Source organism: Microbacterium sp. ZW CA_36, assembly GCF_044987475.1.
Taxonomy (GTDB): domain Bacteria; phylum Actinomycetota; class Actinomycetes; order Actinomycetales; family Microbacteriaceae; genus Microbacterium.
Map to the genome: position 1 here is coordinate 88,479 of NZ_JBJDRL010000003.1, position 19,144 is coordinate 107,622.

The 19,144-nt window shown below is 70.9% G+C and carries 14 protein-coding genes; 4 read left to right on the top strand and 10 right to left on the bottom strand.

Features of this window, described 5'->3' with window-relative positions; all coding sequences use genetic code 11:
* Positions 1 to 3 precede the first annotated feature (3 nt).
* The 6 genes from ACI3KX_RS03020 to gatC form a co-directional block, all read right to left on the bottom strand.
* Entirely contained in the window at positions 4 to 597 is a 594-nt protein-coding gene (locus tag ACI3KX_RS03020; RefSeq protein ID WP_349427358.1) for a hypothetical protein, read from the bottom strand.
* Entirely contained in the window at positions 572 to 892 is a 321-nt protein-coding gene (locus ACI3KX_RS03025; protein WP_349427357.1) for a hypothetical protein, read from the bottom strand. The genes ACI3KX_RS03020 and ACI3KX_RS03025 overlap by 26 nt, the downstream gene beginning before the upstream one ends.
* Positions 893 to 979: 87 nt before the next feature.
* Positions 980 to 2,242 carry a DNA polymerase IV gene (locus tag ACI3KX_RS03030; RefSeq protein ID WP_363357247.1) on the bottom strand — a complete coding sequence of 421 codons (1,263 nt, stop codon included), beginning with the start codon at positions 2,240 to 2,242 and terminating at the stop codon, positions 980 to 982.
* A gap of 102 nt (positions 2,243 to 2,344) precedes the next feature.
* Positions 2,345 to 3,868 carry an Asp-tRNA(Asn)/Glu-tRNA(Gln) amidotransferase subunit GatB gene (gene gatB / locus ACI3KX_RS03035; protein WP_363357246.1) on the bottom strand — a complete coding sequence of 508 codons (1,524 nt, stop codon included), beginning with the start codon at positions 3,866 to 3,868 and terminating at the stop codon, positions 2,345 to 2,347.
* Entirely contained in the window at positions 3,868 to 5,388 is a 1,521-nt protein-coding gene (gene gatA / locus ACI3KX_RS03040) for an Asp-tRNA(Asn)/Glu-tRNA(Gln) amidotransferase subunit GatA (protein ID WP_404907638.1), read from the bottom strand. Before gatA ends, gatB begins: the two co-directional genes overlap by 1 nt.
* Before the next feature lie 11 nt (positions 5,389 to 5,399).
* Positions 5,400 to 5,699, bottom strand: a complete 300-nt coding sequence (gene gatC, locus ACI3KX_RS03045) for an Asp-tRNA(Asn)/Glu-tRNA(Gln) amidotransferase subunit GatC (RefSeq protein WP_349427353.1) — start codon at positions 5,697 to 5,699, stop codon at positions 5,400 to 5,402.
* A 60-nt stretch (positions 5,700 to 5,759) separates the two neighbouring features.
* Between gatC and ACI3KX_RS03050 the strand changes: the two genes are divergently transcribed.
* Complete coding sequence (locus ACI3KX_RS03050) at positions 5,760 to 7,460, top strand: long-chain-fatty-acid--CoA ligase (RefSeq protein ID WP_404907640.1); 1,701 nt, start codon at positions 5,760 to 5,762, stop codon at positions 7,458 to 7,460.
* A gap of 3 nt (positions 7,461 to 7,463) precedes the next feature.
* Here ACI3KX_RS03050 and ACI3KX_RS03055 read toward each other — a convergent pair whose 3' ends face one another.
* The 4 genes from ACI3KX_RS03055 to ACI3KX_RS03070 form a co-directional block, all read right to left on the bottom strand.
* On the bottom strand, positions 7,464 to 7,772 hold the full coding sequence (locus ACI3KX_RS03055; protein WP_404907642.1) for a YciI family protein: 309 nt from the start codon (positions 7,770 to 7,772) through the stop codon (positions 7,464 to 7,466).
* 38 nt (positions 7,773 to 7,810) lie between these two features.
* On the bottom strand, positions 7,811 to 10,198 hold the full coding sequence (ligA, locus tag ACI3KX_RS03060; protein ID WP_404907644.1) for an NAD-dependent DNA ligase LigA: 2,388 nt from the start codon (positions 10,196 to 10,198) through the stop codon (positions 7,811 to 7,813).
* Between the two features lie 89 nt (positions 10,199 to 10,287).
* Positions 10,288 to 11,385 carry a tRNA 2-thiouridine(34) synthase MnmA gene (gene mnmA, locus ACI3KX_RS03065; RefSeq protein ID WP_404907646.1) on the bottom strand — a complete coding sequence of 366 codons (1,098 nt, stop codon included), beginning with the start codon at positions 11,383 to 11,385 and terminating at the stop codon, positions 10,288 to 10,290.
* 9 nt (positions 11,386 to 11,394) lie between these two features.
* Positions 11,395 to 12,579 (bottom strand): cysteine desulfurase family protein, encoded by a 1,185-nt coding sequence (locus ACI3KX_RS03070; protein WP_404907737.1) that lies wholly within the window; start codon positions 12,577 to 12,579, stop codon positions 11,395 to 11,397.
* A 123-nt stretch (positions 12,580 to 12,702) separates the two neighbouring features.
* Between ACI3KX_RS03070 and glgX the strand changes: the two genes are divergently transcribed.
* The 3 genes from glgX (at position 12,703) to glgB (ending at position 19,122) form a co-directional block, all read left to right on the top strand.
* The gene (glgX, locus tag ACI3KX_RS03075; protein ID WP_363357241.1) at positions 12,703 to 14,787 is read left to right on the top strand and encodes a glycogen debranching protein GlgX; all 2,085 of its coding nucleotides are present in this window, start codon (positions 12,703 to 12,705) and stop codon (positions 14,785 to 14,787) included.
* A gap of 187 nt (positions 14,788 to 14,974) precedes the next feature.
* Complete coding sequence (locus ACI3KX_RS03080; protein WP_404907740.1) at positions 14,975 to 16,948, top strand: maltotransferase domain-containing protein; 1,974 nt, start codon at positions 14,975 to 14,977, stop codon at positions 16,946 to 16,948.
* Complete coding sequence (gene glgB / locus ACI3KX_RS03085) at positions 16,945 to 19,122, top strand: 1,4-alpha-glucan branching protein GlgB (protein WP_363357240.1); 2,178 nt, start codon at positions 16,945 to 16,947, stop codon at positions 19,120 to 19,122. Before ACI3KX_RS03080 ends, glgB begins: the two co-directional genes overlap by 4 nt.
* Positions 19,123 to 19,144 lie beyond the last annotated feature (22 nt).

Sequence of the window (19,144 nt, forward strand, 5' to 3'; positions counted from 1 at the left end):
GCCTCAGGGCACGGGGAAGACGAGGGTGGCCAGGCGCATGGGATCATCGCGTGCGACGTGCCGCTGCTCCTGGCGCGCCCAGCGATCCCAGTGCGGACGGTAGGCGTCGCCGTCGCGGGCGAGCGCACGCTGCTTGCGTGACGCCGCGGGCGATTCGAGCCACACCCGCACGTCACCGAGCCGTGCTGTCGCCGGCGTCAGCAGTCCAGCACCCTCGACGATGAGCGGCAGCGACGGATCGACCGCGTGCGCCTCAGCCGGCTCTCCGACGGTCCAGTCCCAGCGCTGCCAGACGCCCAAGAGACCTCGCGCATGGGGTGTCAGGATCAGCTCCCGCGCCAGCTCGACGCCGTCGTCCAGACCGTCCCAGCCCGGGTACAGCGAATCGAGCGCGACGACCTGCACACGCCCTCGCAGCGGCCACCGCGCGACGAGCGCGCGTGCCAATGAGGACTTGCCGGCACCGCTGCGACCGTCGATGAGGACGACGGGATTGGATGCCGATACCGCCGCGATCGCCTCGTTGATCCGGTCGACCGCGATCGCGAGCGAGTTGCCGACCGCGTCCGTGCTACTTCTTGATGGTGCGGATGACACGGCTGAGCGCGCGGCCGGCGAAGAAGACGAACGGGACCGCGACGGCCAGCAGCGCGATGAGGTTCGGCTCGAAGCGAAGGTCATCCCCACGGCGGATGTAGGCGCCGACGGGGATCGCCCAGCCGCCCCCTCCGCCGCCGCCGTTGCCGGCCTCGTCGGAGCCGCCGCCGAAGCCGGACCACGTCAGTGCGACCGGGATGATGCGGACGCCGTCGACGTCCTGCTGCTCCCCGTATGCGCTCTTCACGCCGAAAGAGGCGGACTGCTTGCCGAGTTCGAGTGCGATGTTGGGCATGGGTCAACGGTAGCGGGCCCAGGCGTCCCGGCACACCCGCTGCGACAACACAGGCAGTCTCGGCGTGCCGAACCGATTTCGGCGGCGTCAGCCCTGGTCCAGGCGCGGCGCGGGCGGACTCGTCGGGATGGTGCCGCCGCCGCGCGTGCCGAGCAGCGTGGCGCGTGTGACGGCACCACGGCCGAACTTCGCCGTCGCCCCGTCGAGAGCATCCTCGATGCGCCGCCATCCCTCGTCGTCGTCCCACAGCGTCGGCGCGGCGGCGCCGGAGGCGCGCAGCTTCTCCGCGCGAACGCCGATCAGCCGCACGGGGAGCGCGCGCTCGAGCGAGCCGAAGAGCTCGAGGGCGGCGTCCCCGATCCGCTGGCCCACGGCCGTCGGCTCCATGAGCGTCTGGGAGCGGGAGATCGTCGTGAAGTCGGCGAAGCGCACCTTGATCGCCACGGTCGACGCCTCCCAGCCGTTGCCACGCAGCCGCGCGCCCACCCGGTCGGCCAGACGGCGCAGCTCGGAGCGCAGGATCGCCGTGTCTGCGATGTCGTCGTGGAACGTCTCCTCGTGGCCCACGCTCTTCTCGACGCGGCGGGTGTCCACCTCGCGGGCATCGATGCCTCGCGCCAAATGCCACACGCGGTCGCCCATCGCGGGGCCCAGCGCACGATCGAGGAGATCGCGAGGTGCCTCGAGCACGTCGGCGATGGTGCGGATGCCACGGTTCTCGAGCGCCTCCGAGGCCTTCGGACCGACGCCCCACAGCGCGCGCACCGACCTCGGGGCGAGGAACGCCGCCGTGTCGGCCTCCGCGATGATGAGGAGCCCGTCGGGCTTGCTGATGGTGGAGGCCATCTTCGCGACGTGCTTCGTCGCGGCGGCTCCGATGCTGCAGGTGAGCCCCGTCTCATCGAGCACTCGCTGGCGGAGCATGTGCGCGATCCGCCCGGGGCTCCCCCACAGTCGGCGCGCCCCGCGCACGTCGAGGAACGCCTCGTCGATCGACAGCGGCTCGACGAGCGGCGTGACGTCGCGGAAGATCCGCATCACCTGCGACGACATCTCGACGTACCGCTCGAAATGGGGAGGGACGACGATCGCCGTCGGGCACAGCCGGAGCGCCTGGCCGACCGGCATCGCCGATCGCACGCCGAAGCGACGCGCCTCGTACGAGGCGCTGGACACGACGGACCGGCTCTCGGGGGCGCCGATGATGATCGCCTTGCCCCGCAGCGAAGGGTCGTCGAGTTGCTCGACCGACGCGTAGAACGCATCCATGTCGACATGCAGGATGCCGGCGCCGGTGTCGTCAGCGTTCTCGGGCGAGACGAGACGCCCGGATCCGTCACCACGCCCCATGTCGTCCATTCTCGCAGCAGCCGCCGACATCGACACGAGAGGGCGGACCCGCCCGGGTCCGCCCTCTCAGGTCCGATCAGGTGCATGCACCCGGATCAGCGCCTACGAGCCGGTCGCACTCGCACGTTCGAGGACGAGCTCACGCACGCGTGCGGCATCCGCCTGTCCCTTCATCGCCTTCATGACGGCGCCGATGACCGCCCCCGCCGCCTGCACCTTGCCGTCGCGGATCTTCGCGAGCACGTCGGGCTGCGAGGCGAGCGCCTCGTCGATCGCTGCGATGAGGGCGCCGTCGTCCGAGACCACGGCGAGCCCGCGGGCATCGACGACCTCCTGCGGGGAGCCCTCGCCGGCGATGACGCCCTCGAGCACCTGGCGCGCGAGCTTGTCGGTGAGCGTGCCGGCATCGACGAGCGCCTGGAGCGCAGCGACGTCGGCGGGAGTCGCCAGCTCGGACGCCTCACGTCCCTGCACCTTGGCGATGCGGGCGATCTCGCCGGTCCACCACTTGCGAGCGGTCGCCGGCGACGCGCCGGCTGCGACAGTCGCCTCGATCTCGGGCAGGATGCCGCTGTTCGCCGCGTCCTGGAACTCGAGGTCGGTGAAGCCCCACTCGGTCTTCAGACGACGACGGCGTGCGGCAGGCGGCTCGGGAAGCGCCGCGCGGAGCTCTTCGATCAGCTCGACCGGAGGCGCGACCGGAAGCAGGTCGGGCTCCGGGAAGTAGCGGTAATCATCGGCATCCGACTTCGGACGACCGGGCGACGTGGTGCCGGTGTCCTCGTGCCAGTGCCGGGTCTCCTGGGTGATCGTGCCGCCCGCCGCGAGGATCGCGGCCTGGCGCTGGATCTCGTAGCGCACGGCGCGCTCCACCGACCGCATCGAGTTGACGTTCTTCGTCTCGGTGCGCGTGCCGAGCTTCTCCTGGCCGCGGGGGCGCAATGAGACGTTCGCGTCACAGCGGAGGTTGCCGCGCTCCATGCGCGCCTCCGAGATGCCCAGCGAGATCACGATGTCGCGGATCGTCGCGACGTAGGCCTTCGCGATCTCGGGGGCACGGTGCTCCGCCCCGAAGATCGGCTTGGTGACGATCTCGACGAGCGGGACACCCGCACGGTTGTAGTCGACGAGCGAGTACTCAGCGCCCTGGATGCGGCCGGTGGAGCCGCCGACGTGCGTCAGCTTGCCGGCGTCCTCTTCCATGTGCGCACGCTCGATGGGCACCGTGATGATCTCGCCGTCGGCGAGCTCGATGTCGACGGATCCTTCGAAGGCGATCGGCTCGTCGTACTGCGAGATCTGGTAGTTCTTGCCGAGGTCGGGATAGAAGTAGTTCTTCCGGGCGAACCGGCTCGACGGGGCGATCGAGCAGCCGAGTGCGAGACCCAGGCTGATCGAGTAGCGCACCGCGGTCTCGTTGACCACCGGGAGCGCGCCCGGTAGGCCCATGTCGACCGGTGCCACGAGCGTGTTCGGCTCGGCGCTGTGGTTCGCGGAGTTCGCGGGGTTCGCTGCCGCCGAGAACATCTTGGTCTCGGTGTTCAGCTCGACGTGCACCTCGAACCCGAGCACCGGCTCGAACAGCTCGAGCGCCTTGTCGAAGTCCATCAGCTTGTCCTTCGCCATCAGCGGACGCCTCCGTTCGCGCCGAGCACCGGCGCCCTGTCCAGGAGCGGTCCGCCCCACGAGTCGACGAGCAGGGCTTCGAGCGCCGCACCCACGCGGTACAGCCGCGCGTCCTCGTGCGCCGGCGCGAGGAACTGGATGCCGACGGGAAGACCGTCCTCGGATGCGAGCCCCGAAGGGATCGAGATGCCCGGGACACCGGCGAGGTTCGCCGGGATCGTCGTCACGTCGTTGAGGTACATCTGCAGCGGGTCGTCGATCTTCTCCCCCAGCCGGAACGCCGTGGTCGGCGCCGACGGCGTCGCGATGACGTCGACCTGCGCGAACGCCTCGGCGAAATCGCGCTGGATGAGGGTGCGCACCTTCTGAGCCGAACCGTAATAGGCGTCGTAGTACCCCGCCGACAGCGCGTAGGTGCCCAGGATGATGCGGCGCTTCACCTCGTCGCCGAAGCCGGCGTCGCGGGTCTTCGCCATGACGTCCTCGACGGTGCCGCCCGGCACGTCGACACGCAGGCCGAAGCGCACGGAGTCGAACTTCGCGAGGTTGCTGGATGCCTCCGCCGGGAGGATCAGGTAGTACGCCGCGACACCGTACTCGAAGTGCGGTGCGCTGATCTCGACGATCTCGGCGCCCTGTGCCTCCATCGCCGCCAGCGCGGCGCGGAACGACTCCGACACGCCGGCCTGGAAGCCGCTGTCGGGCAGCTCGCGGATCACGCCCACCTTGAGGCCCTTGAGCACCTGACCGGTGACGCCCTCGCGGGCGGCGCCGGCGAACGACGGCCAGTCGTGGGCGAGCGAGGTCGAGTCGTGCGGGTCGTGTCCGCCGATCACGTCGTGCAGCAGCCCGGCGTCGAGCACGGTCCTGGTCACGGGACCGACCTGGTCGAGGCTCGAGGCGAGAGCGATCGCGCCGTAGCGGCTGACGCCGCCGTAGGTGGGCTTGATGCCCACCGTCCCGGTCACGTGCGCGGGCTGGCGGATCGAGCCGCCGGTGTCGGATCCGAGCGCGAGGGGCGCCTCGAACGCGGCGACCGCGGCCGCCGAACCGCCGCCCGAGCCGCCGGGGATGCGGGTGAGATCCCACGGGTTGCGGGTCGGACCGTACGCCGAGTGCTCGGTCGACGATCCCATGGCGAACTCGTCCATGTTGGTCTTGCCGAGCGAGACGAGGCCGGCTGCGCGGGAGCGCGCGACGACGGTCGCGTCGTAGGGCGACATGTATCCCTCGAGGATCTTCGAGCCGCTCGTCGACGGCATGTCCGTCGTCACCAGGACGTCCTTGATGGCGAGCGGCACGCCGGCGAGCGGGCCGAGATCCTCACCGGCCGCACGGCGGCGGTCGATGTCGGCCGCCGCGTCGAGCGCGTGCTCGTTGACGTGGAGGAAGGCGTGGACGTCGGCATCCACCGCCGCGATGCGGTCGAGGTGCGCCTGCGTCGCCTCGACGCTGGACACCTCGCGGGCGGCGAGCTTGTCTGCGAGCGCGGCGGCGCTCAGCTTCGTGAGATCGGTCACAGTGGGGCCCCTTACTGCTCTTCGCCGAGGATGGCTGTCACGCGGAACCGGCCGTCTGCGGCATCGGGCGCGTTCTGCAGCACCTGCGCGGGCGTCAGCAGGTCTCCCGGAACGTCCTGCCGGAACACGTTCTCGAGCGGGATCGGGTGGCTGGTGGCGGCGACGTCGGGTGTGGCGACCTCGGAGACCTTGGCGATGTTGTCGACGATCGCGTCGAGCTGACCGGTCAGGCGCTCGACCTCCTCGTCGCTCAGCTGGATCCGGGCGAGCACACCGAGATGGCGCACGAGATCGGGGGTGATTTCAGACACCCCTCCAGCCTACCGGGGCCGCGCCCCTGGCCCACGGCGGCCCCGGCGTAGGCTGATCGCGTGACGACCTACGACCCGCCGCGCCCCTGGATCGCCAGCTACGCCGAAGGCGTTCCGGAGGACCTCGCGCCCGTGACAGGCTCCCTCGTCGACATCGTCGACGCGTCGGCGCGCGACTATCCGGATGCCGCTGCCCTGCAGTTCTTCGGGCGCGAGACGTCCTACCGCTCGCTGCACGAGCAGATCGAGCGCGCGGCCGCGGGGCTCCGAGAGCTCGGCGTGAAGGCGGGCGACCCCGTCGCGATCGTCCTGCCGAACTGCCCGCAGCACATCGTCGCGTTCTACGCGATCCTGCGACTCGGGGCGGTCGTCATCGAGCACAACCCGCTGTACACGCCGCGTGAGCTCCGCAAGCAGTTCGAGGATCATGGTGCGAAGCACGCGATCGTGTGGACCAAGGTCGTGGCCAGTGTGCAGGAGTTCCCCGCGGACCTGGCCGTGACCAGCCTCGTCTCCGTCGACGTGATCAAGGCCATGCCGTTCGGCACGCGGGTCGCGCTCCGGCTGCCCGTCGCGAAGGCGCGCGAGTCGAGGGAGGCGCTGAGCGCGCGCGTGTCGGGCACGGTCGCGTGGGAGCAGGTCGTGGGCAGCGCCCCGCTGCCGGCATCCCACCCGCGCCCCGGGACGGATGACCTGGCCCTCATCCAGTACACGAGCGGAACCACGGGCACACCCAAGGGCGCGGCGCTGACGCACCGCAATCTGCTCGCCAACGCCGCGCAGGCGCGGGCATGGGTCCCGTCGATCGTGCGCGGCGACGGCTGCGTGGTCTACGCCGTGCTGCCGATGTTCCATGCCTACGGGCTCACGCTGTGCCTCACGTTCGCGATGTCGATGGGCGCGCGGCTGGTGCTGTTCCCCCGCTTCGACCCCGACATGGTGCTGGAGGTCACCAAGAAGCATCCCGCGACCTTCCTGCCGCTGGTGCCGCCCATCGCAGATCGGCTGCTCAAGGCCGCGCGCGAGAAGGGAGTGTCGCTCGCCGGCACAGAGGTCGCGATCTCCGGGGCGATGGCCCTGCCGCACGAACTCGTCGTGCCGTTCGAAGCGGCTTCCGGCGGCTTCCTCGTCGAGGGATACGGGCTGAGCGAGTGCTCGCCGGTGCTCATGGCGAACCCGGTCGCCGACAATCGCGTGCCCGGCACGGTCGGGCTGCCGCTGCCCGGCACCGAGTGCCGAGTCGTGGATCCCGACGACCCGACGCAGGACGTGCCCGCGGGCGAGCGGGGCGAGCTCGTCGTGCGCGGCCCGCAGGTCTTCGGCGGATACTACGGCAAACCCGAGGAGACGGAGGCGGTCTTCACCGACGGCTGGTTCCGCACGGGCGATATCGTCACCATCGACGAGGCGGGATTCGTGCGCATCGTCGACCGGATCAAGGAGCTCATCATCACGGGCGGCTTCAACGTCGCGCCGACCGAGGTCGAGAACGCTCTGCGCCAGCATCCGCAGGTCGAGGACGCGGCGGTCGTCGGCCTGCCCAGCGACCGCTCGGGCGAGGAGGTCGTCGCCGCGATCGTCGTCGGGCAGGGTGAGGAGATCGATGTCGAGGCCGTGCGCGAGTTCGCCCGCGGCATCCTGACGCCGTACAAGGTGCCCCGCAGGATCTACGTCGTCGATGAGCTTCCGAAGTCCCTCATCGGCAAGGTGCTGCGCAGGCAGGTCCGCGACCGCCTCCTCACCTTGAACGCGGGAGCCTGACGCTCACTCGTCCAGTCCGTCGCGGGCCACCGCGATCCGGTACGGGTGCACCGTCGCGAGGAACACGCCTGCCGCGACGGCGGGGTCGGCGTGCATGATCTCGCGCGCCGCCGCTTCGTCGTCAGCCTCGAAGATGGTGATGCCGAACGTGCCTTCCGCCTCTTGCGTCCTCCCTGCGAGGATCAGGATGCCGCGATCGCGCAACGCGACGAGGTACGCGAAGTGATCCCCGACGATCCGCTGCTCGTCGGCGGTCGGATCGCTCACCATCGCGGGCCGTGAAGGAGCGATGCGGTACAGCCACTGCGCCATGCCGCCATCATCCCAGTCGCGCGCCGCGACCGCACGGGTCAGCCGGCGTCGGTGGAGGCCCCGTCGAGCGCCTCGGGTCCCTGCGTGACCAGGACGTGGAACTGCGCGGCGTCGAGGATCCGGATGCCGAGCTCCTCCGCCTTCGCGAGCTTGGATCCCGCTCCCGGGCCTGCGGCGACGAAGTCGGTCTTCTTCGACACGCTCGAGGCCGCCTTGCCGCCGGCCTTGAGGATGGCCTCCTGGGCCCCCTCGCGACTGTAGCCCTCGAGTGATCCGGTCGCGACGACCGTGATCCCGTCGAGCACTCCCCCGGCATCGGTCGCGGCGCCCGGGCCGGGGTGTCCCGGTGTGGCCAGCTGGGCGCCCGCTGCCGCCCAGCGCTCGACGATCTCGCGGTGCCAGTCGACCTCGAACCAGTCGAGGAGCGAGTCGGCGATGATGCCGCCGACGCCCTCGACCCCCGCGAGCTCGTCGCGCGACGCGGTGCGGATCGCCTCGACCGAGCCGAACCACTGCGCAAGAGCACGGGCTGCGACGGGACCGACGTGCCGGATGTTCAGGGCGACCAGGAACCGCCACAGCTCCTTGGTCTTCGCTCGCTCGAGCTGATCGATGAGCGTCAGCGCCTGCGCCGAAGGCTGGGCACCGGTGAGCCCGGCCTTCTTCTCGGCCTGCGTCGGGTTGCGGCGGAAGGGCGAGCGCCGCACGACGGCGCCGCTCTTCTCGTCGATGCGCGGTTCCCCGGTCTCGGCGTCGCGGACGACCACCTCGATCGGCACGAGCTGCTCGACGGTGAGCTCGAACAGGGTCGCCTCGGTCTCGAGCGGCGGCACGTCCGGGACCGACGGCTGGGTCAGCGCCGCCGCCGTGACCTCTCCCAGCGCCTCGATGTCGAGCGCGCCTCGCGAGCCGATGTGCTCGACGCGGCCGCGCACCTGTGCCGGGCAGGCGCGCGTGTTCGGGCAGCGCAGATCGATGTCGCCCTCCTTGGCCGGCGCCAGTCGCGAGCCGCACTCGGGGCACACCTCGGGCATCACGAACTCGCGCTCGGTGCCGTCGCGCAGCTCGACGACGGGACCGAGGATCTCGGGGATGACGTCGCCCGCCTTGCGGAGCACCACGGTGTCGCCGATCAGCACGCCCTTCGCGCGGACGACGTCCTGATTGTGCAGGGTCGCCTGCCGCACCACGGACCCCGCGACGCGCGCGGGCGCCATGACCGCGAAAGGCGTCGCGCGTCCGGTGCGGCCGACGGAGACGACGATGTCGAGCAGCTTGGTGTTGACCTGCTCCGGCGGGTACTTGTACGCGATCGCCCACCGCGGAGCACGACTCGTCGCGCCCAGCTCATCGTGCAGCGCCAGCTCGTCGACCTTCACGACGACGCCGTCGATCTCGTGCTCGACGTCATGACGGTGCTCGCCGTAGTGGGCGACGAAGTCCAGCACGCCGTCGATGTCGTCGGCGGTGCGGAAGTACGGGCTCGTCGGCAGTCCCCAGTCCGCGAGCAGCGCGTAGATCTCGCTCTGGGAGTCGACCGGGGGCCGGCTCCACGCGCCGATGCCGTGGACGAACAGCCGGAGGGAATCCAGACGTGCCTGCCCCGCCTCGCGCTCGAGGCCGTCCTTCTTGTCGAGCTGCTGACGCAGGCCTCCCGAGGCCGCGTTCCGCGGGTTCGCGAACGAGGGGAACCGCCGCTCGGCGCTCAGCCGGGCCTTAGCCTCGTCGAACGCGCGGCTGCGCGCACGGGTCTCGTCGACCGCGCGATCGCGCATGGCGGCCTGAAGAGCGTTGAGCTGTGCGAACGCGGCGACCGGGATGAACACCTCGCCCCGGACCTCCACGATCTCGGGGTGCCCGCTGCCGTCCAGTCGCTGCGGGATGCCGGCGACGCGGATGGCGTTCACCGTCACGTCCTCGCCGATCCGGCCGTCGCCGCGGGTGGCGGCGGAGGTCAGCACGCCACGCTCGTAGCGCAGGCTGATCGCGAGTCCGTCGATCTTGAGCTCGGTGAGCCAGCGCACCCGCCGGCCGGCCGACGCCTCGGCCTTGAGACACCACTCCCGCAGCTCGTCGAGGCTGAACACGTTGTCGAGGCTCAGCATCCGCTCGGCGTGCTCGACGGGCGCGAACATCGAGCTCTCGGCCGCGCCGACCGTCTGCGTCGGCGAGTCCTGACTCTGCAGCTCGGGATGGAGCCGCTCGAGCTCCTCGAGCCGGTGCATCCAGCCGTCGTACGTCGCGTCGTCGACGAGCTCGGCGTTGCGGCCGTAGTAGGCGTCGCGCGCGCCGAGGATGCGCTCGGTCAGAGCCTCGGCCTCGGCTCGGGAGGCGTCGAGACCTGCATCGGCGGCCAGCCCCCCATCGGCGGCGAGGGCGGTCGGCGCGTCGAGCGGCGCGGTGGCTGGCGTACCGAGGTCATCCATCACCACGCCAGTCTAGGAGCGGGCTCCGACAGCACGCAGGCTCGACGGGCAGCACAAGGCCGGCCGGCGGCCTCCGCCGCCGCGTGCGTTCATGCGTCTGCGGGGACCGCCGACACGGTGCGGTCGATGGTGAACTGGCCGATCACCCGCGTGCCGTCGTACAGCACCGCGGTCTGCCCCGGGGCGACGCCGTCGAAGGGCGTCTCGGGGACCACCGTCAGCAGCCCGGCCGCCAGCGTTGCGGTCGCGGGCACCGGATCGGCGTGCGCGCGGATCTGCACATGGCAGGCGAAGTCGCCCGCCTCCTGTGGACGCCCGGCCCAGGAGAAGCGCTCACCGGCGATCTCCGCGGTCGCGAGGGCCTCCTTGGGGCCGACGACCACCGTGTTGGAGACCGGGCGCACCTCGAGGACGAACCGCGGCTTGCCGTCGGGTGCGGGCACGCCGAGCTGCAGGCCCCTGCGCTGGCCGACCGTGAACGCGTGAGCCCCTTCGTGCGAACCGACGACGGCCCCCGTGCGATCCAGGATGTCGCCGCGCTCGGCGCCCACCTTGTCGGCGAGCCAGCCGCGCGTGTCGCCGTCCGGGATGAAGCAGATGTCGTGGCTGTCGGGCTTGTGCGCGACGGTGAGGCCGCGCTCCTCGGCCTCCGCCCGCACGAGCGCCTTGGACGGCGTCGCCCCGAGCGGGAAGTAGGTGTGGGCGAGCTGCTGCGCGTTCAGCACGCCGAGCACGTAGGACTGGTCCTTCGCCGCATCCGAGGCCCGGTGCAGCTCGAGGCCTTCGGGCCCGTCGACGAGCGTGGCGTAGTGACCGGTGCACACCGCGTCGAATCCCAGCTCCAGCGCCCGCTCGAGCAGGGCGGCGAACTTGATCTTCTCGTTGCACCGCATGCACGGATTGGGCGTCCGGCCGGCGCGGTACTCGGCCACGAAGTCGTCGATGACGTCGTCGCGGAAGCGCTCGGAGAAGTCCCACACGTAGAACGGGATGCCGAGCCGATCGGCCGCGCGCCGCGCATCCATGGCGTCCTCGATGGTGCAGCATCCGCGGCTGCCGGTGCGCAGCGTTCCGCCGGCGCGCGAGAGCGCCAGGTGCACGCCGACGACCTCGTGCCCCGCCTCGACGGCACGGGCGGCCGCGACAGCGGAGTCCACTCCGCCGCTCATGGCCGCAAGGATTCGCATGGGTCCAGTCTACGAACCCGGAGCTGACCGGGACCCGGATGCCGCGCGCGCCCGCTCGACGACACCGGGAAGGGCGGCGAGCACCGCGTCGATGTCGCCGTCGACAGTGGTGCGGCCGAGCGTGAACCGCAGCACCTGGCGCGCCTCGGCATCCGTCCGCCCCATCGCGAGCACGACGTGCGACGGCTCGGGAACTCCCGCCTGACACGCGGATCCCGTGGATACCGCGATCCCGGCGAGGTCGAGCAGGAACAGCAGGGTCTCCCCCGACGCGCCGGGGAACAGCACGTGGGCATTGCCGGGGATCCTGTCGACGGGATGGCCGAGCATCTCGGCGTCCGGGATGCTGCGACGGATGCCGCTCACGAGCCGATCCCGCAACGCTCCGAGGCGCACCGCCTCGGCTTCCCGCTCGTCCCGCGCGGCTTCGGCAGCCACGGCGAAGGCCGCCGCACCGGCCACGTCCTGGGTGCCGGCGCGCAGGCGCCGCTGCTGACTGCCGCCGTGCTGCAGCGGCGCCAGTTCGGCGCCGCGGGCGACCACCAGCGCTCCGACGCCCGTCGGCCCGCCGATCTTGTGAGCCGAGACGCTGAGGGCCGCGAGCCCGGCGCGACCCTGTGCGTCGCCGCGCCAGCCGCGGAAGGACACTGGCACGTGCCCGAACGCGGCGACCGCATCGAGGTGCAGCGGCACGCCGGCCTCAGCGGCCGCGGCGGACAGCGCCGCGGCGTCGTTGATCGACCCCGCCTCGTTGTTGGCGACGATGGCCGTGGCGACCGCGGCCCCCGGCAGCGCCGCGGAGAACTCGGCGAGTCGGATGCGGGCGGTGGCGTCGATGCCGACGTGCCGCAGGCGTGCGCCCTGCGCCTCGAGCCATTCGACCGCGTCGAGAGTGGCATGGTGTTCGCCGTCCGGCAGCACGACGGCATCCGCATCGGCCGGACGCGCCCACCACAGGCCCTTGACCGCCAGGTTCACGGCCTCGGTGCCGCCGGATGTGAAGACGATCTCGATCGGGTCGGCCTCGATCACCGCTGCCAGGCGCTCGCGCGCCTCCTCGAGCACGCGGCGTGCGCGCTGGCCCGCGCCATGGATCGACGAGGCGTTGCCGACCGCGGCAGCGGCATCGAGCCATGCGTCGCGCGCCTCCGGACGCAGCGGTGCGGTCGCGGCGTGGTCGAGATAGATCTGCACGTCGCTCATGACCGCTCGGCCTCCTTCACGATCGCCTTGCCCGGCAGGTGCTTCCGAGTCCCGTGGACCGCGGAACCGGGTCTCGTAACAAGTCCGACTCGGACCATGGTTATGGTAGTCCGCATGGTCAGCCCGGAGTCCGTCCTCTCGCCCCCAGCCGCGGGGCTGCTCAGCCCGCAGCTCGATGGGCTGGGCGTCGTTCTGCTCCCCGACGGCGGCCGCCTGCGGGTGTGGTCGGGCGCAGCGGATGCCGTCGACCTCGTCGTCTTCGACGACACCGACCTCGACTGGATCACGGCGACCGAGCCCCTCGCCCCGATCGGCGGTGGCGTGTGGGAGATCTCGACCCCGCTGCTGCGGCCGGGCACACGGTACGCGATCCGCGTCGACGGCCCCCAGGGAGCCGGCAACACGTTCAACCGGGGCACGCTCCTGCTCGACCCGTACGCCCGCGGCCTCGAGCGCACCGGCTACGACGGCTGGCGGTCGGCCGTCGTCGAGGGATCGTTCGACTGGGGCGGCGTATCCAAGCCCGCTGTCCCGATGGACCGCACCGTCCTGTACGAGGGCCACCTCAAGGGCCTGTCGAAGCGGCATCCCGATGTTCCGGGGAGCCTGCGCGGCACGTATGCCGGGCTCGCTCACCCCGCGATGGTGCAGCATTTCCTGGACCTCGGCGTGACGAGCATCGAGCTCCTGCCGGTCCACGCGTTCGCGACCGAGCCGCGGCTGCTCCAGCACGGTCTCGCGAACTACTGGGGCTACAACTCCCTCGGCTTCTTCGCGCCCCACGGCGCGTACGCCACCGAGGAGGCCCGCCGCCAGGGACCCGAGGCGGTCCTCCGCGAATTCAAGGGGATGGTCCGGCTCCTCCACGAGGCCGGGCTCGAGGTGATCCTCGACGTCGTCTACAACCACACGGCGGAAGAGGGCATCGGCGGCCCGCGCTCGAGCCTGCGCGGCATCGACAACCGCGCGTACTACCGCCAGCAGGACGACGGGGTCTACATCGACGTCACGGGGTGCGGCAATTCGCTGGACACCTCGACGGATGCCGCGGCCCGCCTGGTGCTCGACTCGCTGCGGTACTGGGCGAACGACGTGCAGGTCGACGGGTTCCGGTTCGATCTCGCCGCGACGCTCGGCCGCGACGAGACGCACGCCTTCACCCCGGAGCACCCGCTGCTGCGCGCCATCGTGGACGACCCCGCACTGGCCGGTGTCAAGAAGATCGCAGAGCCCTGGGACGTCGGCATGGGCGGCTGGCAGACCGGAAACTTCGGAGACGGCTGGAGCGAGTGGAACGACCGCTACCGCGACCGCGTCCGCAACTTCTGGCTGAGCGACGTCGACTACGCGCGGCGCGCCTCGACCTCGCCCGTCGGCATCGGCGGCTTCGCCAACCGGCTCGCCGGGTCGGCGAACACGTTCGCCGACGAGCGCGGCCCGCTCGCCGGCGTCAACTTCGTGACGGCGCACGACGGTTTCACACTGCGCGATCTCGTCTCGTACGACGTCAAGCACAACTTCGGCAACGGCGAGCACAACCGCGACGGCGCCGACACGAACCGCTCCTTCAACCACGGCGCCGAAGGGCCGACCGACGATCTGGGGATCCTCGCCACGCGACGCAAGGCGATGCGCAATCTCCTCGGCACGCTGCTGCTGTCGGCCGGCGTGCCGATGCTGACCGCGGGCGACGAGTTCGCACGCACGCAGCGCGGCAACAACAACGCGTACTGCCACGACTCGGTCCTCACCTGGCTGTCGTGGGAGCACGCCCCCTGGCAACGCGACCTGTACGCGCACGTGCGGCATCTGCTGCGGCTGCGGCGAGAGAACCCGGCCCTGCGCCCCGGCCGCTTCGCGCGCCTCGGCGAACGCACGCCTTCGGCATCCGTCATGGAGTGGTACGACGAGCGCGGTGAGACCATGTCGCTCGAGCGGTGGACCGATCCCGCGCACCGCACGCTTCAGTACGTGGCGGCGTCCACACCGGAGTTCGAGGGGTTCAACCGCGTGCTCCTCATGGTCCACGGCACCGAGCGTCCGACCACGGTCACACTTCCCGACGTGGAGGGAGTGACGAGCTACGTCTCGCTGTGGTCGAGCGCCGACGAGACGCCCTCCGAGCTCATGCCGACCTTCGCGCCGGGCGACACCGTCGCGCTGCCCGGCACTTCGATGCGCCTCTTCCGTGCCGAGTAGACCGGAAGCGGTGAGCCGGCCGACGCGCCTCGTCACGTCGCTGTCATCCCGGTCGGTCGCGCGATAGGTTCGACACGTGGTCACGACGACGCGCTCCGCGCGCTCCCGCCCGTGGCGGAGCGCCTCGGCCCTCCCTGTCCGCGACATCCATGCCTGGCAGGCTGAACGAGACACCGCCGCACGGCGCATTCCGCTCGCCCAGCCGTCACCCGCCGTCCCCTGGGGCGACTACCGGCCCAGGGCGTTCAACGGCGAGGCGGTGCCGTTCCGCGTGACGGCGTTCCGCGAGGGACACGACCGCATCGGCGTCCAGGTGCGTCTGTTCTCGCCGTCCGGCGACGAGTCGCTGCACCGCCTCGAGTCGCTCGACGACGGCTTCGACCGCTGGCAGACCGAGGTGGTGCTGCTCGAGCAGGGCATCTGGCGCTTCCGATTCGAGTCCTTCGGCGATGACTTCGCCACGTGGGAGCACGCCGCCTCGCTCAAGATCGCCGCCGGAGTGGACGCCGCGCTCATGCGCGAGCTCGGTGCGCTCCTGTTCGATCGCGCCGGCGCCGAGAAGGGCCGCCCGGTCGCCGAGCGGCGCGCTCTCGCCGCGGCTGCGGCATCCCTCCGCGACGCGACGCGGGACGACGCGGCGGCGCTGACCATCGTCGAGGACCCGGTGATCGCCGGCTACTTCCGTCAGCGCCCCCTCATGTCGCTCGTGACGATCGGCGACGACCTCGAGCTGCTCGTCGAGCGTGAGCGCGCGGGAGTGGGCGCGTGGTACGAGTTCTTCCCCCGGTCCGAGGGAGCCCGCCGATTCAAGGACGGTACGGTCAAGAGCGGCACCTTCCGCACCGCGACGAAGCGTCTTCCGGCCGTGGCGGAGATGGGCTTCGACGTGCTCTATCTGCCGCCGATCCACCCGATCGGCACCGTGAACCGCAAGGGACCCAACAACACCCTCGACGCGGGTCCCGGCGATCCCGGCTCGCCGTGGGCGATCGGCTCGGCGGACGGCGGGCACGACGCGGTCCATCCCGACCTCGGAACGCTCGCCGATTTCCGGGCATTCGTGCGCAATGCCCGCACCGCCGGCATCGAGGTCGCCCTCGACCTCGCGCTGCAGGCCGCTCCCGACCATCCCTGGGTCGCCGCGCACCCTGAGTGGTTCACGACGCTCCCCGACGGCTCCATCGCGTACGCCGAGAATCCGCCCAAGAAGTACCAGGACATCTACCCGGTCAACTTCGACAACGACCCGGCCGGCATCCGTGCCGAGGTCCTCCGTATCGTCCGCCACTGGATCGCGCAGGGCGTGCGCATCTTCCGCGTCGACAATCCCCACACGAAGCCCCTGCAGTTCTGGGAGTGGCTCATCGCGACGGTCACCGCCGAGGACCCCGACGTGGTGTTCCTCGCCGAGGCGTTCACACGCCCCGCGCCGCTGCAGAGCCTCGCGTCCGCGGGCTTCCAGCAGAGCTACACGTACTTCACCTGGCGCAACACCAAGGCCGAGCTGGAGGAGTTCGTCTCGGGGCTGGCCCACCAGACCGACGACTTCCTGCGCCCGAACCTCTTCGTCAACACGCCCGACATCCTCACCGAGTACCTGCAGTTCGGCGGCCGTGCCGCCTATCGGATCCGGGCCGCCATCGCAGCCACGGCGGCGCCGACCTACGGCGTGTACGCCGGTTACGAGCTCTACGAGAACGTGGCGCGTCCGGGCTCGGAAGAGAACATCGACAACGAGAAGTACGAGTACAAGTTCCGCGACTGGGCCGGCGCCGCCGAGCGCGGCGATTCGCTCGCCCCGTTCCTGGCCCGGCTCAACGAGATCCGGCGCGCGCACCCCGCCCTCCGGCAGCTGCGCAACCTCAGCATCCACTGGAGCGACGACGACGCGATCCTCGTGTACGCCAAGCACCTCGACGCGGCGCTCTCCCCCCACGGTCGCAGCGACACCGTCATCGTCGTGGTCAACACCGACCCCCACTCGGTGCGCCAGACGATGGTCCACCTCGACACCCGCATCTGGGGCGTCGAGCCCGGTTCGCCGTACGAGGTCGAGGACCTCGTCACCGGCGGCCGGTGGACGTGGTCGGATCACAACTACGTGATGCTCGACGCGTTCACCGAGCCGGTCCACATCCTCCACGTCAAGGGGCCGCGATGACGCTCACCGACCAGATCCTCGATGCCGTCTCGACGGGCTCGTACCACGACCCCCACGCCGTGCTCGGCATCCATCCCGACACGGATGCCGAGGGCACCGCGACATGGATCATCCGCGCACGCCGGCCGCTCGCCCGCAGCGTCACGGCGGTGTTCGCCGACGGCACGCGCGTTCCGCTCGAGCACGTGCGGGCCGGGATCTGGGAGGGCACGCGCGCCGGCGCCCTCACCCGCTACGAGCTGCTCACCACCTACGCGCACGGGCCCGACTACGTCGCGGACGACCCCTATCGCCACACGCCGACGATCGGCGAGCTCGACCTGCACCTGATCGCCGAAGGGCGCCACGAAGAGCTGTGGCGGGCGCTCGGCGCGCACGAGCGCGAACACGACGGCACGATGGGCACCGCGTTCACGGTGTGGGCGCCCAACGCGCGGGCCGTGCGGGTGGTCGGCGACTTCAACGGCTGGGACGGTCAGGGCCACGCCATGCGCTCGATGGGCGCCAGCGGCGTGTGGGAGATCTTCGTCCCGGGGATCGGCCAGGGCACCACCTACAAGTTCGAGCTGCGCGGTCGCGGCGGCGAGTGGGCGCTGAAGGCCGACCCCATGGCCCGGTTCGCCGAGGTGCCTCCTGCCACGGGATCCGTCGTCGTCGGCTCCTCGTACTCCTGGGGCGACGCCGCATGGCTCGCCGAGCGCGCCCGCTCGACGCCCGTGTCGCGGCCCATGTCGGTGTACGAGCTGCACTTCGGCTCATGGCGGCAGGGGCTGACGTACCGCGACGCCGCCGATCAGCTGATCGACTACGTCACCGGCCAGGGATTCACGCACATCGAGTTCCTCCCGCTCGCCGAGCATCCGTTCGGCGGATCGTGGGGCTATCAGGTCACCGGCTACTACGCGCCCACCAGCCGGTTCGGGCACCCCGATGACCTGCGGTACCTCATCGACAGACTCCACCAGGCCGGCATCGGCGTGATCATGGACTGGGTTCCGGGCCATTTCCCGAAGGATGCCTTCGCGCTGGCCCGGTTCGACGGCGAGCCGCTCTACGAGCACGCCGATCCCCGGCGCGGCGAGCACCGCGAGTGGGGCACCTACATCTTCGACTACGGCCGCAGCGAGGTGCGCAACTTCCTCGTGGCCAACGCGCTGTACTGGTTCGAGGAGTTCCATGTCGACGGTCTGCGGGTGGACGCCGTCGCGTCCATGCTGTACCTCGACTACTCGCGCAACGAGGGCGAATGGGCGCCGAACGTCCACGGTGGCCGCGAGAACCTCGAGGCGATCCACTTCCTGCAGGAGGTCAACGCCACCGCGTACAAGCGGTACCCCGGCATCGCGATGATCGCCGAGGAGTCTACGAGCTTCCCCGGCGTGACCGCGCCCACGAGCCAGGCGGGCCTCGGATTCGGGTTCAAGTGGAACATGGGCTGGATGAACGACTCGCTCCAGTACATCAAGCGCGACCCGATCTATCGCGCGCACCACGAGGGCGAGCTGTCGTTCTCGTTCGTGTACGCGTTCAGCGAGAATTACGTGCTGCCGATCAGCCACGACGAGGTCGTCCACGGCAAGGGGAGCCTGTTCGCGCGGATGCCGGGGGATCACTGGCAGCAGCTCGCGAACATGCGCGCGTTCCTCGCCTACATGTGGGGGCACCCGGGCAAGCAGCTGCTCTTCATGGGCCAGGAGTTCGGTCAGCTGTCGGAGTGGTCCGAGGGGCGCTCGCTGGACTGGTGGCTGCTCGATCAGCCCACACATGCCCAGCTGCAGCAGTTCGTCGGCGTCCTCAACCGCGTGTACCGCGAGCAGTCCGCGCTCTGGGCGCGTGACAGCGACGGCGCGGCGTTCACGCGGCTCGGCTCCCCCAAGTGGAATCCGAACGTGATCGCCTTCGCCCGCCGCGACTGGCACGGCAACACGATCGTCGTCGCGGCGAACTTCTCGGGACAACCGCTCACGTCGTACGAGCTCGACCTGCCCGAGAGCGGCGTGTGGCACGAGATCCTCAACACCGACGCGCAGGCGTACGGCGGCTCGGGGGTCGGGAACCTGGGCGTGGTGCACGCGGGCGCGGACGGACGCGCGTCGCTCGTGCTGCCCCCGCTCGGAGTGCTGTGGCTGCGCCACGAGACGAGCGCCCACATCCCGTCACCGACGCGGGGCTGACCTGCCGTCGGTCGAGGCGCGA

Bases quoted from the DNA above. Each gene is read 5' to 3' on its own strand.
- ACI3KX_RS03025 (WP_349427357.1), bottom strand. From the start codon at position 892: ATGCCCAACATCGCACTCGAACTCGGCAAGCAGTCCGCCTCTTTCGGC.
- ACI3KX_RS03030 (WP_363357247.1), bottom strand. From the start codon at position 2,242: ATGGGGCGTGGTGACGGATCCGGGCGTCTCGTCTCGCCCGAGAACGCT.
- gatB (WP_363357246.1), bottom strand. From the start codon at position 3,868: ATGGCGAAGGACAAGCTGATGGACTTCGACAAGGCGCTCGAGCTGTTC.
- ACI3KX_RS03055 (WP_404907642.1), bottom strand. From the start codon at position 7,772: ATGGCGCAGTGGCTGTACCGCATCGCTCCTTCACGGCCCGCGATGGTG.
- ligA (WP_404907644.1), bottom strand. From the start codon at position 10,198: ATGGATGACCTCGGTACGCCAGCCACCGCGCCGCTCGACGCGCCGACC.
- mnmA (WP_404907646.1), bottom strand. From the start codon at position 11,385: ATGCGAATCCTTGCGGCCATGAGCGGCGGAGTGGACTCCGCTGTCGCG.
- glgX (WP_363357241.1), top strand. From the start codon at position 12,703: ATGGTCAGCCCGGAGTCCGTCCTCTCGCCCCCAGCCGCGGGGCTGCTC.
- glgB (WP_363357240.1), top strand. From the start codon at position 16,945: ATGACGCTCACCGACCAGATCCTCGATGCCGTCTCGACGGGCTCGTAC.